We start from the raw sequence: 16,095 nt of genomic DNA, 5'->3' as shown, positions 1-16,095 counted from the left end.
AGTAAATGAAAAAATTAGTTTTAGTTTTTATGTTTTTCTCAGCTGTGGGATATGCACAACAAGATGCACAGTTCACACAATATATGTACAATACCATCAATATAAATCCAGCATATGCAGGTTCAAGAGGAGCAATGAGCATCTTCGGACTTTACCGTACGCAATGGGTTGGACTAGATGGAGCACCAGAAACGAGTAGTTTTTCACTAAACACACCGCTAACTAATAGTAATTTAGGATTAGGAGTTTCGCTTGTAAATGATAAAATTGGGCCAACAAACGAGAATACTTTTTCGGCAGATTTGTCTTATACAATACCAACTTCTGATACTTTTAAACTATCATTTGGAATAAAAGCAACTGCCAATCTATTCAATTTAGACATCAATAAATTGAATCCAGAACATCAAGGAGATCCGCAATTTCAAGACTTAAACAGTAAATTCACGCCTAATGTTGGAGCTGGAGTATATTGGCATTCAGATAAAGCATATATAGGATTGTCAGTGCCGAACTTTATCGAAACCAACAGATATAGTGAAAAAGACAAAGAAGTAGCAATTTTTAAAGAAAAAATAAATTACTATTTAATTGCAGGATACGTATTCGATTTAGATCCTTACATCAAGTTTAAGCCAGCAGTCCTAACCAAAATGGTCGAAGGATCTCCATTACAAGTAGATCTTTCTGCCAACTTCATGTTCAATGATAAATTTGTAGTAGGAGCAGCCTATAGATGGAGTGCTGCATTGAGTGCTATGGTAGGATTTCAAGTTACTGATGGATTATATATAGGATATGCCTATGACCGTGAAACAACTAGATTGAATAATTATAATTCAGGATCACACGAGATATTCCTACGATTTGAATTCTTTAATAATTATAACAGAATAACCTCACCAAGATTCTTCTAAATCCCCTAAAGATGAAAATTAAACATACAATTTATACTGTTTTTTTAGTACTGCTTGCTTTAAATGGAAATGCACAAACGGGAGTAGAGAAGAAAGCAGAAAAAAACTATGCTCAATATGCATTTATTGATGCAATTGCAACTTATGAAAGAGTAGCTGAAAAAGGATACAAAGACGAAAAAATGTTCCAGAAATTAGGGAACGCTTATTACTTTAATGGCGAACTAATTAAAGCATCCAAATGGTACGATGAGCTCTTTGCCATGAATGCAGAACAAGAGCCAGAATATTACTATCGTTATGCGCAAACTTTAAAAGCGACAGGGGATTATGCTAAAGCAGATAAGATCTTAGAAGCTTTCAATAAAAAAACGAATACAGATAAAAGAGGGATATTGTTTGAAAAAAACAAGAACTATCTCGAACAAATAAAAGCCAATTCAGGTCGCTTTGAAATAGCCGATGCTGGAATTAATTCAACACAAACAGATTACGGAAGTGCTTATTACGACAATAAAATCGTATTTGCATCTGCTAGAGATACCGGGGGAGTAGTCAGAAGTACATTTAAATGGACCAATAAAGCATTTACAAACCTTTATTCAGCCGAATTAAAATCAGATGGGACACTTGGGAAACCAGAACGATTTGAAAAGAAAATCAATTCTAAGTTCAATGAATCGACACCCGTTTTTACAAAAGATGGAAAAACAATGTACTTTACAAGAAACAATTTTCTTGATGGTAAAAGAGGTAGAGATGAACAAAAGATTACGCTGTTAAAACTTTATAAAGCTGATTTTGTTGATGGAAAATGGACTAATTTGAGAGAGTTACCATTTAATAGTGATCAATATAGTACTGCGCATCCAGCACTAAGTAATGATGAGAAATTATTGTATTTCGCATCAGATATGCCAGGAACTCTTGGTCAATCTGATTTGTATAGCGTAACCATTAATTCAGATGGAAGTTTTGGTAAACCCAAAAATTTAGGAGCAACAATTAATACAGAAGGAAGAGAAACTTTTCCATTTGTTTCAGCAGATAACGAATTGTATTTTGCTAGTGACGGAAGACCAGGTTTGGGAGGACTAGATGTATTTGTTTCAAAAATCAATGATGACGGAACCTTCTCAGCTATTCAAAATCTAGGTGCGCCAATAAATAGTAAACAAGATGATTTTGCATTTATTATAAATAGCGAAAATAGAAATGGATTTTTCTCGTCTAATAGAGAAGGTGGAATAGGAAACGATGATATCTACCGATTTACTGAAATCAAAAAATTACTTTGTGAACAAGTATTAAAAGGAGCAATTATCGATTTAGAAACTAACAAAATATTGGACAATGCGAAAGTGTTATTGTTAGACGAACAATTTAAAACTATAGGAGAAGTTGTAACAGCAGCAGACGGTAGTTATAAATTTAATGTAGATTGTGGTAAAACATATCATGTAAGAGCGAGTAAACAAGATTATGAAACCAAAGAACTTCTGGTTACAATTAAAAATGAAACAGGAGAAACTAGTTTAGTAATACCTCTTGAGAAACGAATTAAGCCAATTGGTGTAGGTACAGATCTAGCCAAAACGCTGGATATTCCAATTATTTATTTTGATCTAGATAAATCATTCATTCGTAAAGACGCCGCTTTTGAACTTGAGAAGATACTCGCAGTGATGAAACAATATCCAAAGATGAAAATTGATGTTCGTTCACATACAGATAGCCGACAAACAGCCAAATATAATTTAGCTTTATCAGATAGAAGAGCAAAATCGACTATACAATGGTTAGTGAAAAATGGTATCGCACAAAATAGAGTAACAGGTAAAGGATATGGCGAGAGCCAGTTAGTGAACCATTGCTCAGATGGAGTTCCTTGTACAGAAGCAGAACACCAATTAAACAGACGAAGCGAGTTTATTATCGTTTCAATGGAATAACAATGTAGTACATTTATTAAATACCATCATTTGCAAACAAAGCCTTTTCTTAATATAGAAAAGGCTTTGTTTTTTTAATTTTAATTTGTTTTGACGTAAATAAATATTTAATAAATACGAGATAAAGATAAAATAAACACTTTGTTTTGCTGATTTTATTGATGAATTCAATTAATTTTTAACTAAAAAATAAAATTAATGTTATTTGTAAGTTGATTTTCTTTAAATTTATAGTTCTTAAAATTATCAGATATGACTGTAAATCAAATACTAAGCACGAAAGGGAAAGAAGTTTATTCGGTACTTTCATCGACCACCGTTTACGAAGCATTGAAAGTAATGGGTGATAAAAACATTGGAGCCATCTTAGTTATAGATGGAACAGAGTTAAAAGGGATATTATCGGAGAGAGATTATGCACGAAAAATTGTGTTGAAAGACAAATCTTCGAAAGAGACATTTGTACATGAAATTATGGAAAGTAATGTCATTACAATAAGTCTATCCGATAGTTTAGATTCATGTATGGAATTAATGAGTAGCAAAAGAATTAGGCATCTACCAGTAGTAGATAATGGTGTTGTGGTCGGAATTATTTCTATAAGTGATGTTGTGAAATCAATAATAGAAATCCAAAAAGACACCATTAATCATCTAAATTCTTATATATCACAGTAAATAAATAAACTAAATAGAATTCAAAAATAACCCGAATAATTTCGGGTTATTTTTTTGTGGGTTATCTTAAAATAGCATTATTAAATAAAAGAGCAGTAAAAAGCTTCCTTTTTAAACGAAGTCTTATATCTTTGTAAGCTAGAATAAAATCTAAAAACAATGAACAAAGATAGTAAAAGAAGCGAGGCGTTGTTGTATCACTCAAAGCCTACTCCGGGTAAAATTCAAGTAGTTCCAACCAAAAAATATGCGACTCAAAGAGATTTGTCTTTAGCATATTCACCAGGTGTTGCTGAACCGTGTTTAGAAATTGCAAGAGATGTAAACGAAGTATATAAATACACTGCAAAAGGAAATCTTGTTGCTGTAATAACAAATGGAACCGCGGTTTTAGGTTTAGGAGATATAGGTCCTGAAGCTTCAAAACCTGTAATGGAGGGGAAAGGATTGTTATTTAAAATATTTTCGGATATTGATGTTTTTGACATCGAAATTGGAACAAAAGATATTGAAGAATTCATTCAAACTGTAAAGAATATCGCTCCAACATTTGGAGGTATTAATCTAGAAGATATTAAGGCACCAGAATCTTTCGAAATTGAAAGAAGATTGGTAGAAGAGCTTAATATTCCTGTAATGCATGATGATCAACACGGAACTGCAATTATATCTTCTGCAGCTTTAATAAACGCATTAGAGTTGGCTGATAAAAAAGCCGAAGATGTAAAAATGGTAGTTTCAGGAGCGGGATCAGCAGCTTTGGCTTGTGCTGATTTATATGTTCTACTAGGAGTAAAAATAGAGAATATTTTAATGTATAATAGTAAAGGGCTTTTAACAAAGAACAACCCTTCATTATCTACTTTACAATTAAAGTATGCAAAAGATATAGAACCAATTGGTTTAGAAGAAGCTTTAAAAGGAGCAGATATATTCCTAGGATTATCATCAGGTGACATCATGACACCAGACATGTTATTAGGAATGGCCGAAAACCCAATCGTTTTCGCAATGGCAAATCCTAATCCAGAAATTGATTATAACCTAGCAATTGCAACTCGTAAGGATGTTATTATGGCTACGGGTCGTTCAGATTATCCAAATCAAGTTAATAATGTATTAGGGTTTCCTTATATTTTTAGAGGAGCTTTGGATGTAAGAGCTACTAAAATCAACGAAGCAATGAAAATGGCTGCCGTTAGAGCACTAGCTTCATTAGCAAAAGAATCAGTTCCAGAGCAAGTAAATGTAGCTTATGGAGCAACCAAATTAGGATTTGGAAGAGAGTATATAATTCCAAAACCATTTGATCCAAGATTAATTACTATAGTTGCGCCAGCAGTAGCCAAAGCAGCAATGGAGTCAGGAGTAGCTTTAAACCCGATAACAGATTGGGAAAAATACGAAGAAGAACTTTTGGCTCGTTTAGGTAATGATAATAAAATGGTTCGTTTGATTACAAACAGAGCAAAAATGGACCCTAAAAGAATCGTTTTTGCAGAAGCAGACCATTTAAATGTATTAAAAGCAGCTCAAATTGTACATGAAGAAGGTATCGGTTTTCCAATTTTATTAGGAAACAAAGAAATCATTCTAGAACTTAAAGAAGAGTTAGGTTTTGATGCAGATGTAGAAATTATTGATCCAAAAACAAAAGATCAAGAAGAAAGAAGAAATCAATTTGCAGCCTCTTTTTGGTCAACAAGAGAAAGACGCGGTATATCTTTACTAGATGCTCAAAAATTAATGCGCGAAAGAAACTATTTTGCTGCAATGATGGTTAATGAAGGAGAAGCAGATGCATTAGTAACAGGTCATTCAAGAAGTTATCCATCGGTTGTAAAACCAATGTTGCAAATTATAGAAAAAGCACCAGGAGCTTCACTTGTTGCAACAGCAAACATGATGATGACAAGCAGAGGACCAATGTTCTTATCAGATACTGCAATAAACATCAATCCATCAGCAGATGATTTGGCTAAAATTGCTGTTATGACTGCAAAAACGGCAAAAATGTTTGGTGTTGAGCCAGTAATCGCAATGGTTTCGTATTCTAATTTTGGATCTTCAACAAATCCAGGAGCTGCAAAAGTAAGAGAAGCAGTAGCTTACTTGCATAAAAATCATCCAGAATTAGTAATTGATGGAGAAATTCAAGCAGATTTTGCTTTGAATCCAGAATTACTTCAAGAAAAATTCCCTTTCTCTAAATTAGCAGGAAAAAAAGTAAACACACTTATTTTTCCAAATTTAGAATCTGCAAATATTACCTATAAATTATTGAAAGAATTGAATAAAGTAGATTCAATAGGTCCAATAATGTTAGGAATGGGTAAACCAGTTCATATTTTCCAATTAGGAGCAAGTGTAGAAGAAATGGTAAATATGTCTGCTATAGCAGTTATAGACGCTCAAGAAAAGCAACTTAAAAAGAATAATATAGTAAAATAACATAATGTAAAAAAGTATTGTTTTTAGTTGTCGTATTTTTACTTCAAATTTTGTTATATTTGACAATTATTAACATTATATTATGATTACACATTTGCAAGGAAAATTGGTAGAGAAGACCCCTACCGAAGTTGTTATTGATTGCGGGGGAGTTGGATATCACGTAAATATATCCTTGCATACCTATTCTTTAATTCCAAATAATGAATTTATAAAATTGTATACGCATCTTCAAATCAAAGAAGATGCGCATACATTATTTGGTTTTGTAGAGAAATCTGAAAGAGAAATTTTCAGAATGTTACTATCCGTTTCGGGAATTGGAGCAAACATTGCCAGAACAATGCTGTCCTCATTAGATCCTAAACAAATAATCAATGCAATAGCAGCTGGAGATGTTGGCGTAATTCAATCAATAAAAGGTATTGGGAATAAAACTGCCCAAAGAGTAATCCTCGATTTGAAAGAAAAAATTGTTAAATTGTACGATTTAGATGAAGTTTCTATACTTCAAAACAATACAAACAGAGATGAAGCGTTATCTGCTTTAGAAGTCTTAGGATTTGTTAGAAAAACTTCTGAAAAAGTGATTGAAAAAATCATTAAAGAAGATCCTGACGCAACTGTTGAGTCATTAATAAAGAAGGCTTTAAAAAGTTTATAAAAACGTACATAAAAACATTCAGGATATATGCATAAAATTTGTATTTTTTTACTGGTTTTATTTTGTGGGATTGTATCGAATGCTCAAGTAATAGAGGAGGTTCAAGATACAACGAAAACAGGGTATTCTGTTGGTAAAATACAAATAAAAGATCCGCAAAGCATTCTTTCAGCTTATACTTATGACCCTATAACAGATCGCTACATCTATACCAATTCAGTAGAAGGGTTTTCGATTAACTACCCAATTATTTTAACACCGGAAGAGTATGAGCGATTAATCTTAAAAGAATCTCGAAGAGCTTATTTTAAGAAAAAAGTTGACGCTATAGATGGTAAAAAAGATGGTGCCGAAGATGCCAAAAAAGATTTACTTCCTAGATATTATATAAAGTCAGGACTTTTTGAATCTATTTTCGGGAGTAATACAATCGACGTAAAACCAACTGGTTCTGTCGAAATTGATTTAGGTGCTCGTTATACCAAACAAGATAATCCGTCTTTTTCTCCCAGAAACAGGTCTAATCTTTCTTTTGATTTTGATCAACGTATTAGCATGAGCTTGCAAGGAAAAGTAGGTACGCGATTAAATGTAAATGCTAATTACGATACACAATCAACATTTGCGTTTCAAAATTTAATAAAATTAGAATACAGTCCATCCGAAGACGATATCATCCAAAAAATCGAAGTTGGTAACGTAAGTATGCCTCTTAATAGTACTTTAATTAGGGGAGCACAAAGTTTATTTGGAGTAAAAGCTCAATTACAATTCGGAAAAACTACTATTACAGGTGTTTTCTCAGAACAAAAATCTCAAGCCAAAAGCGTCGTTGCCGAAGGGGGAGGAACTGTTCAGAATTTTGATCTGTATGCCTTGAATTATGATAATGACAGACACTTTTTCCTATCTCAATATTTTAGAAATAAGTACGATTCAGCATTAAAAAAATACCCTGTTATTGATAGCCGTGTTCAAATTACACGATTAGAGGTTTGGGTAACAAACAAACAAAATAGGGTTAGTACAACCAATAATAATTTAAGAAATATTATTGCGCTACAGGATTTGGGAGAAGCACAAATAGCTGGAATTCCAGATAATGAAATTGTAGTTTTAAACCCTTCAGCAGGAATTTTTCTTAAACAAATTGGTTCACCATCAGACAATGGTAATAATAAATATGATCCGAGATTAATTATTGGAGGAACAGGTTTATTGAATAGAGATATTCGTGAAATTGTCACTTCAGGTACAGGGTTTAATGTTACAGTAAATGAAGGACAAGATTATTCAAAATTAGAAAATGCAAGAAAGTTAAATCCTAATGAGTATACTTTTAATGCACAATTAGGGTATCTATCGTTGCAACAACGATTAGCAAATGATGAAGTTCTGGCAGTTGCTTACGAGTATACAATGGGAGACCAAGTGTTTCAGGTAGGTGAATTTGGAAACGATGGTGTAGACGCTACCGTAGTAACAGGAAATAATCCTTCAAATCAAGCAATCATAACACAAAGTTTGATATTGAAAATGCTGAAAAGTAATTTGACTAATGTTAAGAATCCAGTTTGGAACTTGATGATGAAAAATATCTATCAAATTCCTGGGGCATATCAAATAAAACAAGAGGATTTTAGATTCAATATATTGTATACGGATCCTTCTCCAATAAATTATATTACACCAGTAAATAGTTCTAATCCATTTCCAGAAAACCCTCTTCCAGATATGAGAGTAACAGATACCCCTTTACTTAAGGTATTTGATTTGGATAAATTGAATTATAATAATGATCCTCAAGTGGGAGGTGATGGTTTTTTTGATTTTTTACCAGGGTTAACGATAGATGCTCAAAATGGTAGAATTATATTTACGACCAAAGAGCCTTTTGGAGAACGACTATTTGAAAAATTATCAAAAAGTACAGCCGAAGATTACCGTAATACAAGTACATATAACCCAAACCAGAGTAAATATGTATTCCGTAATATGTATTCTAATACACAATCGGGAGCTTTACAAGATAGCGATAAAAACAAATTCTTATTAAGAGGTAAATATAAATCTACAGGAGGCGATGGGATTCCTATTGGAGCTTTTAATGTTCCACAAGGTTCAGTTGTCGTTACTGCAGCAGGACGTGTATTAGTTGAGGGAATTGATTACAGTGTAAATTATCAATTAGGAAGAGTTCAAATCTTAGATCCTTCGCTTCAAGCATCAAACACACCGATTGAAATATCATTAGAGAATAATTCTATTTTCGGACAACAAACCCGAAGATTTATAGGAGTAGATATACAACATAAAATTTCTGATAATTTTACTGTTGGAGGTACTTTATTACAGATGTCAGAGAAACCGTTTACACAAAAATCAAGTTATGGACAGGAATCTGTAAATAATATGATATATGGTTTCAATACAAATTTCTCTACAGAAGTTCCTTTCTTTACCCGATTGGTAAATAAATTACCATTTATGGATACCGATGTACCTTCAAATCTTTCGATAAGAGGAGAAATTGCTTTCTTAAAACCAGGAACTTCAAAAGCAGATAATTTTGAAGGAGAATCAACTATTTATGTAGATGACTTCGAAGGATCGCAATCTACTATTGATATGCGTTCAGCATATGCATGGAGTTTGTCTTCTACACCAGATAAAAGTACAACAAGTACGTATGATTTTGGTGCAGATAAAGGGGATTTAAGTTATGGTTTTAAAAGAGCAAAACTATCATGGTATACAATTGATCCAATTTTTTATGCATCAAAACCTTCAGGAATTACTAATGATGACTTATCGTTAAATACAACCCGTAGAATTTATAGTGATGAGTTATATCCATTAACAGATATAGCACAAGGGCAAACACAAGTGGTTAATACATTAGATTTAACCTATTATCCATCAGAAAGAGGACCATATAATAATGATTTAAATTATGCATTAAATCCAAAAGATAATTTTGGTGGAATAATGCGTGCCTTGAGTTCAACAGATTTTGAACAAGGAAATGTCGAGTATATCCAATTCTGGGTATTAGATCCATTTGTGGGTGCAGGAAAGACTAATGACAGTAATACAGGTAAGGTTTATTTTAACCTAGGAGAAATTTCCGAAGACATCTTAAAAGATGGTAGAAAACAATATGAAAATGGTTTAGGTCCAAATCAAATATTAGCAAAGCCACAACCAATATGGGGAGATGTTCCAGCATCACAATCTTTAATTTATGCATTTGATAATAACGCTGGTAACAGAGCAAATCAAGATGTTGGTCTAGATGGCTTACCTGACTCTAAAGAGGGTACCATATATACGAACTATGGTGGAGAAAAAGATCCTGCAGCGGATAACTATACTTATTATTTAAATACTACAGGAGGCGTTTTAGATCGTTATAAAAATTATAACGGAGTAGAAAATAACTCAGCCGTAGATATAAATGATGCCAATAGAGCTTCGACAACACTTCCAGATGTAGAAGATATCAATAGGGATAACACGATGAATACCATTAATGCCTATTATGAGTATAGCATAGATGTTAAGCCAGGCATGAAAGAAGGACAAAATTATGTTACCGATATAAGAGAAACACAAGTGACAATGGCAAACGGATCTGTTACCGATGCCAGATGGATACAGTTTAAAATTCCAGTTTCGCAACCTCAAAACACAATTGGTACCATATCAGATTTTAGATCAATTCGTTTCATGAGAATGTTTATGACAGGATTCGAAAGCGATGTTACAGTTCGTTTTGGAGCATTAGATTTAGTAAGAGGAGAGTGGAGAAGATATACAAATACATTAGACCCAACAGATGTTAATGTTGATGATGACAATACTACTTTTGATGTAGCAGCTGTGAATATAGAAGAAAATGGTGCTAGATGTCCAGTAAATTATGTTTCGCCTCCAGGAGTATTACGTGAACAATTGTATAATAATAATACGATCATCAACCAAAACGAGCAAGCATTAGCACTACGAGTTTCAGGAGGAGGATTGCAACCAAGAGATTCTAGAGCTGTATTTAAAAACGTAAGTGTTGATATGCGTCAATACAACAGATTAAAAATGTTTTTACACGCTGAATCATTGCCTGACGAAATAGTATTAAGAGATGGGCAAATGGTTGGGTTTATCCGTTTTGGAAATGACTTTACTCAAAATTTCTATCAAATTGAAATTCCTTTAAAAGTAACACTTCCAACTTCTACCAATGGGTCAAATTGTTCTCCATTAAGTCCTGAAATTGTTTGGCCAGCAGAAAATGATATTGATTTGGATTTATCGTTATTAACGAAGATGAAAATTATGGCCATGAAAATTGACCCTAATACGCTTCCGCCCGATGGTATTTATTATCCAGATGATGATTTAATAAATCCTGGCGGTGATGGGGATAACAACATGCGATTAGGTATAAAAGGTAATCCTAATTTTGGATTGGTTAGAAATTTAATGGTAGGTGTTAAAAATGCCGAGCTACACCAAAATGTTAAAGGAGAAGTATGGTTTAATGAGTTGCGTCTTGCCGGAATGGATAATAAAGGTGGTATGGCAGCGATATTAAATATTGATACTAATTTTGCTGATTTTGCAACTATATCTGCAACAGGTAGAAAAAGCACCATAGGATTTGGTTCTCTAGAACAAGGACCAAACGAAAGAAGTAGAGAAGATATTCAACAATATAATATTGTAACGAATTTAAATTTAGGAAAATTATTACCTCCAAAGTGGGGAATAAACTTGCCTTTCAATTATGCGGTAGGAGAAGAGACAATTACACCAGAATACGATCCGTTTAACGAAGATATTAAGTTGAAACAATTGTTGGATATAACAAGTAATTCTGCCGAAAAAGAAAATATAAGAAATCGTGCTATTGATTATACAAAGCGTAGAAGTATCAATTTTATAGGAGTAAGAAAAGATAGAGCGCCAGAACAAAAACAACATATTTACGATCCTGAAAACTTTACTTTTTCGCAATCATATAACGAAGTAGAGCGTCATGATTATGAGATAAAAAGTTATGAAGATTTACAATCGAGTACAACAGTAAATTACGCCTACAGTTTTCAGCCAAAAACAGTAGAGCCATTCAAGAAAACTAAATATTTTAAGAAAAGTGATTATTGGAAAATGTTGAGTGATTTTAATTTTAATTACTTACCATCAAACATCACTTTTAATACTAATATCATAAGACAATACAATCGTCAGGAATTCAGACAGGTTGAAAATGTTGAAGGGCTTGGGTTAGATCCGTTGTACAGAAGAAACTTTGCTTTTAACTATCAGTATGGATTCAATTATAACCTTACAAAATCGTTGAAAATAAATTATACAGCATCATCAAATAATATCGTTAAGAATTATTTGAATGCCGATAATGAACCTATCGATAGCTTTAGCATTTGGGATAGTTACTGGGATATTGGTACGCCAAATCAGCATATGCAACAATTGATTTTAAACTATGAAATTCCGTTGTATAAAATACCTGTATTGGCATTTTTAAAAGCGAGTTATACTTATACTGGAGATTATACTTGGCAACGTACATCAGAGGCATTATCGACTTTTGAAGATGATCAAGGAAGTTATAATTTAGGAAATACAATTCAAAACGCAAATTCGAATACGTTCACTGCGGCAATGAATATGAATACGCTTTATAAGTATTTAGGACTTACAAAAGGAGGTGCTAAAACAGCTAAGGCAAAACCAACCGTGCCTAAACCAGGAGAAAAAGTAGTAAATACAAATCAGGGATTAGAAAAAAACAGTGTATTTCAAGATGGTTTAATGGGGGTGCTAACAAGTATAAAAAACATTCAGGTTAATTATACCGTAAATAGCGGAACAGTTTTACCAGGGTATACACCAAGTGTTGGATTCTTAGGTTCGTCGCGACCTTCATTAGGATTTATTTTCGGAAGTCAGGATGATGTACGTTACGAGGCAGCTAAAAACGGATGGTTAACCAATTACCAGGACTTTAATCAGAGTTTCTCACAGGTTACTAACAAGATGTTTAAAGCTACGGCCAATATTGATTTATTACCAGATTTAAAAGTTGATTTGAATTTTGATCGTACTTATTCAGCCAATTTTTCTGAACAATATGATGTTGATGCATCAGGGCAGTATCATGCAAGATCGCCATACAATTATGGAATGTTTTCTATTTCGACGATTTTAATAAAAACAGCATTTTCTACGAGTAACGAAATTTCTTCGGCAGCATTTGATGATTTTAGATCTAACCGTTTAGAAATTGCAAATCGATTAGCAGAAAGTCATTACGGTTCAGGAGTTCCGATACCGAGATATGGTGATGCAGCCAATCCTATTCCGGTAAATCCAACAGATCCTAATTATGAGAAGAAAGACATTTTCGAGTCAAACGCGGGCTACCCAATAGGATATACAAAAAACAATCAAGCCGTTTTGCTTCCTTCCTTTTTAGCAGCCTATTCAGGAAGCGATGCTTCAAAAAGTTCGACAGGAATTTTTAGGAATTTCCCGCTTCCAAACTGGAGTATTAAGTATAATGGATTAATGCGTTACCGTTACTTTAAAGAAAAGTTTAAACGTTTTTCATTACAACATAATTATAGAGCATCTTATACAATAAATCAGTATCGCTCTAATTTTAAATATGACCAATATAAAGGGCAACAAGATCCTGATAGTGATAATTTTTATAATGCAACTATTATGTCTAATGTGAACTTAGTAGAGCAGTTTAATCCACTAATCAGAATGGATTTTGAGCTAAAAAGTTCTTTGAAGGTACTTACAGAAATTAAAAAAGATAGAGCGTTGTCAATGAGTTTTGATAATAATTTATTGACAGAAGTTAAAGGAATGGAGTATATCATAGGTCTTGGATATCGCATTAAAGATGTGATTTTTTCATCGACACTAGCAGATAGTCCTACGGGAATAATTAAGAGTGATATCAATATAAAAGGAGATTTATCGTTTCGAAATAATCAAACAATGGTTCGTTACTTAGATTATGATAACAATCAACTAGCTGCAGGACAAAACATTTGGTCTTTAAAACTTACAGCAGATTATTCATTTAGTAAGAACCTAACAGCTATTTTTTATTATGATCATTCATTCTCTAAAGCAGTCATTTCTACTTTATATCCTTTAACCAATATCCGATCAGGGTTTACTATTCGATATAATTTTGGAAATTAATTTTTAGATTCTGAAGAGAATTTGATTAGAAGATTGTTACATTTGCCCTATTAGAATTCAATTATCAATTATCAATAAGTATTTATTATGAATATACCAGCAAATTTAAAGTACACAAAAGATCACGAATGGGTTAGCATTGAAGGTGATGTTGCAACAGTAGGAATTACTCATTTTGCACAAAAAGAATTAGGAGATATCGTTTATGTTGAAGTAGAGACTTTAGATCAAACACTTGATAAAGATGAAGTTTTTGGTACGGTTGAAGCTGTAAAAACAGTTTCAGATTTGTTCTTGCCTTTGTCTGGAGAGATTATTGCTTTTAATGAAAATTTAGAAAGTGCTCCAGAAACTGTAAACTCTGATCCTTATGGTGATGGTTGGATGATTAAAATTAAAATTTCAAATACATCAGAATTAGATTCTTTATTATCTGATGAAGCTTATAAAGAATTAATAGGTGCTTAAAAAAATTGTTTTTTTATGTTTGGCTTTATTTTGGACAGGAATTATTTTTTATCTCTGTTTAACCGAATCAAGTAATATACCGGTTGTAAGTATTCCACACATAGATAAATTAGTTCACTTTTGTTTTTATTTTGGTTTTAACTTTCTGTGGTTTTTGTATTTCAAAAAGCAATTTAAGAACACAGATGATTTTAGACCATTATTGCTTTCTTTTGTTTTTTCAACTTTTTTTGGAATCATAATCGAAATTTTACAAAGCGAATATACTTTAACAAGAAGTGCAGACATGATGGATTTTTTAGCCAATTCATTAGGGGCTACAGCCGCAATAATTGCAGTGTTACTGTTTAATAAAATAGTCACTAAAATAGTAAATTAAAAAAAATCTCACTTCGGTGGGATTTTTTGCTTTTAGGGCTAATGGGTCGTTGTCCATAAAGATTTTGTTGTGTATGTGTAGTATTAAAAGTAGTCGTTAATTCCAGGCTTATCTCAATATAAAACGTATTTTTGTTAATCAAGATTTAAAGCAATCAATTTATAGAACTATGAATATTAGACAATACTTAGACTCAACATATTTAAAAACTGCTACTCAAGCAAATTTAAGCGAAGCTGAAAATACACAAGTGGTCAAGAGTTTTATTGAAGAAGCGATAGTAGAACAATTTAAATTAATAATGATTCGTCCAGACCAAGTGAGTTTAGCTAAACAAATAATTTCTGATGCTAAATCAAATCTTTTGATAGGTACCGTAATTGACTTCCCAGAAGGGAAATCAAGTCTAGAAGAAAAGCTTGCTGAAGCTAATAAAGCAATACGAGATGGAGCAAATGAATTGGATTTTGTTTGCAATTATGAAGCGTTCAAAAATGGAGAAATTGATTTAGTGAAAAATGAAATTTTGCAATGCACACTATTGGGATTGACTAATAGTAAAGTTGTAAAATGGATTATCGAAGTTGCGGCACTCAGTGATAAAGAAATTATACAATTGTCAGCATTAATCAAAAATATAGTCATTCAGAATTTTGAAGAGAATCAGTATTCTTCAGTTTTTGTGAAATCGTCTACAGGTTTTTATAAAACAGAACACAACAAACCAAATGGAGCAACGGTTCCATCAATTCTTATGATGTTGGAAAATGCTTCTCCCTTACCTGTAAAAGCGGCAGGCGGAGTAAGAACATACGAAGAAGCAGTTGAAATGATAAAGCTTGGAGTAAAGCGTATAGGGACATCAAACGCTAAAGCAATTGCTGATAGAGAAATTTCAAACAATGAATACTAAATTTACAACCCGATTTAGTTGAACAAACGATTCTTGACTTTTATAGCTTTGTTTTTTATGCTTACATAAAATTTACTGTACTTAATTTTGGAGGAGGATTGGATTTTGATAGGAATGAAGATTCATTTAATTATCGATTGAGTATTTATAAAAGTGGAGAAGAAAATGGACTTAATAAGGAAAGTGTAATAATCAGAAAGAGTTAGGATATTTTTTAAATCCGTAACTGATTTAAAAAAAGCAGTAAGCTTAATTTGGAGAAGATTTGGTTCGACTAAAGATATAGAGGAGTTTTTTGGTAAAGTGCAACAAGTTTTGCTTACAGATTAAGAGTAGTTGTTTTTCAGATGGTGTTTTTATTAATGAGATATTTAGTAAGATTTTTTGCAAATGATTCGCTTTTATAGTGAAATTGAGGTGTATTTGAT

Annotated in this window: 9 protein-coding genes; all 9 read left to right on the top strand. The window is 32.6% G+C overall.

Annotation, left to right across the window (positions count from 1 at the left end):
- Positions 1-5: 5 nt before the first annotated feature.
- The 9 genes from QWY99_RS17500 (at position 6) to deoC (ending at position 15,667) form a co-directional block, all read left to right on the top strand.
- Positions 6-917, top strand: coding sequence for a PorP/SprF family type IX secretion system membrane protein (locus QWY99_RS17500; RefSeq protein WP_290267012.1), 912 nt, complete (start codon positions 6-8; stop codon positions 915-917).
- Positions 918-928: 11 nt separating this feature from the next.
- Entirely contained in the window at positions 929-2,869 is a 1,941-nt protein-coding gene (locus tag QWY99_RS17495) for an OmpA family protein (RefSeq protein WP_290267011.1), read from the top strand.
- A gap of 252 nt (positions 2,870-3,121) precedes the next feature.
- Positions 3,122-3,547 carry a CBS domain-containing protein gene (locus QWY99_RS17490; RefSeq protein ID WP_290267010.1) on the top strand — a complete coding sequence of 142 codons (426 nt, stop codon included), beginning with the start codon at positions 3,122-3,124 and terminating at the stop codon, positions 3,545-3,547.
- Positions 3,548-3,706: 159 nt separating this feature from the next.
- The gene (locus tag QWY99_RS17485) at positions 3,707-5,998 is read left to right on the top strand and encodes an NADP-dependent malic enzyme (RefSeq protein ID WP_290267009.1); all 2,292 of its coding nucleotides are present in this window, start codon (positions 3,707-3,709) and stop codon (positions 5,996-5,998) included.
- 82 nt (positions 5,999-6,080) lie between these two features.
- Positions 6,081-6,662 (top strand): Holliday junction branch migration protein RuvA, encoded by a 582-nt coding sequence (gene ruvA / locus QWY99_RS17480; RefSeq protein ID WP_290267008.1) that lies wholly within the window; start codon positions 6,081-6,083, stop codon positions 6,660-6,662.
- A 27-nt stretch (positions 6,663-6,689) separates the two neighbouring features.
- A complete protein-coding gene (gene sov, locus QWY99_RS17475; protein ID WP_290267007.1) occupies positions 6,690-13,907 on the top strand; it encodes a T9SS outer membrane translocon Sov/SprA in 7,218 nt (2,405 codons plus the stop codon).
- Between the two features lie 87 nt (positions 13,908-13,994).
- Positions 13,995-14,375 carry a glycine cleavage system protein GcvH gene (gene gcvH, locus QWY99_RS17470; RefSeq protein ID WP_290267006.1) on the top strand — a complete coding sequence of 127 codons (381 nt, stop codon included), beginning with the start codon at positions 13,995-13,997 and terminating at the stop codon, positions 14,373-14,375.
- The gene (locus tag QWY99_RS17465) at positions 14,368-14,754 is read left to right on the top strand and encodes a VanZ family protein (RefSeq protein WP_290267005.1); all 387 of its coding nucleotides are present in this window, start codon (positions 14,368-14,370) and stop codon (positions 14,752-14,754) included. Before gcvH ends, QWY99_RS17465 begins: the two co-directional genes overlap by 8 nt.
- Positions 14,755-14,923: 169 nt before the next feature.
- Complete coding sequence (gene deoC / locus QWY99_RS17460; protein ID WP_290267004.1) at positions 14,924-15,667, top strand: deoxyribose-phosphate aldolase; 744 nt, start codon at positions 14,924-14,926, stop codon at positions 15,665-15,667.
- The last annotated feature ends 428 nt before the right edge of the window (positions 15,668-16,095 follow it).

Origin of the sequence: Flavobacterium branchiarum, from assembly GCF_030409845.1 — a bacterium.
Taxonomy (GTDB): Bacteria; Bacteroidota; Bacteroidia; order Flavobacteriales; family Flavobacteriaceae; genus Flavobacterium; species Flavobacterium branchiarum.
This window is presented reverse-complemented; position numbering and strand designations above follow the sequence as displayed.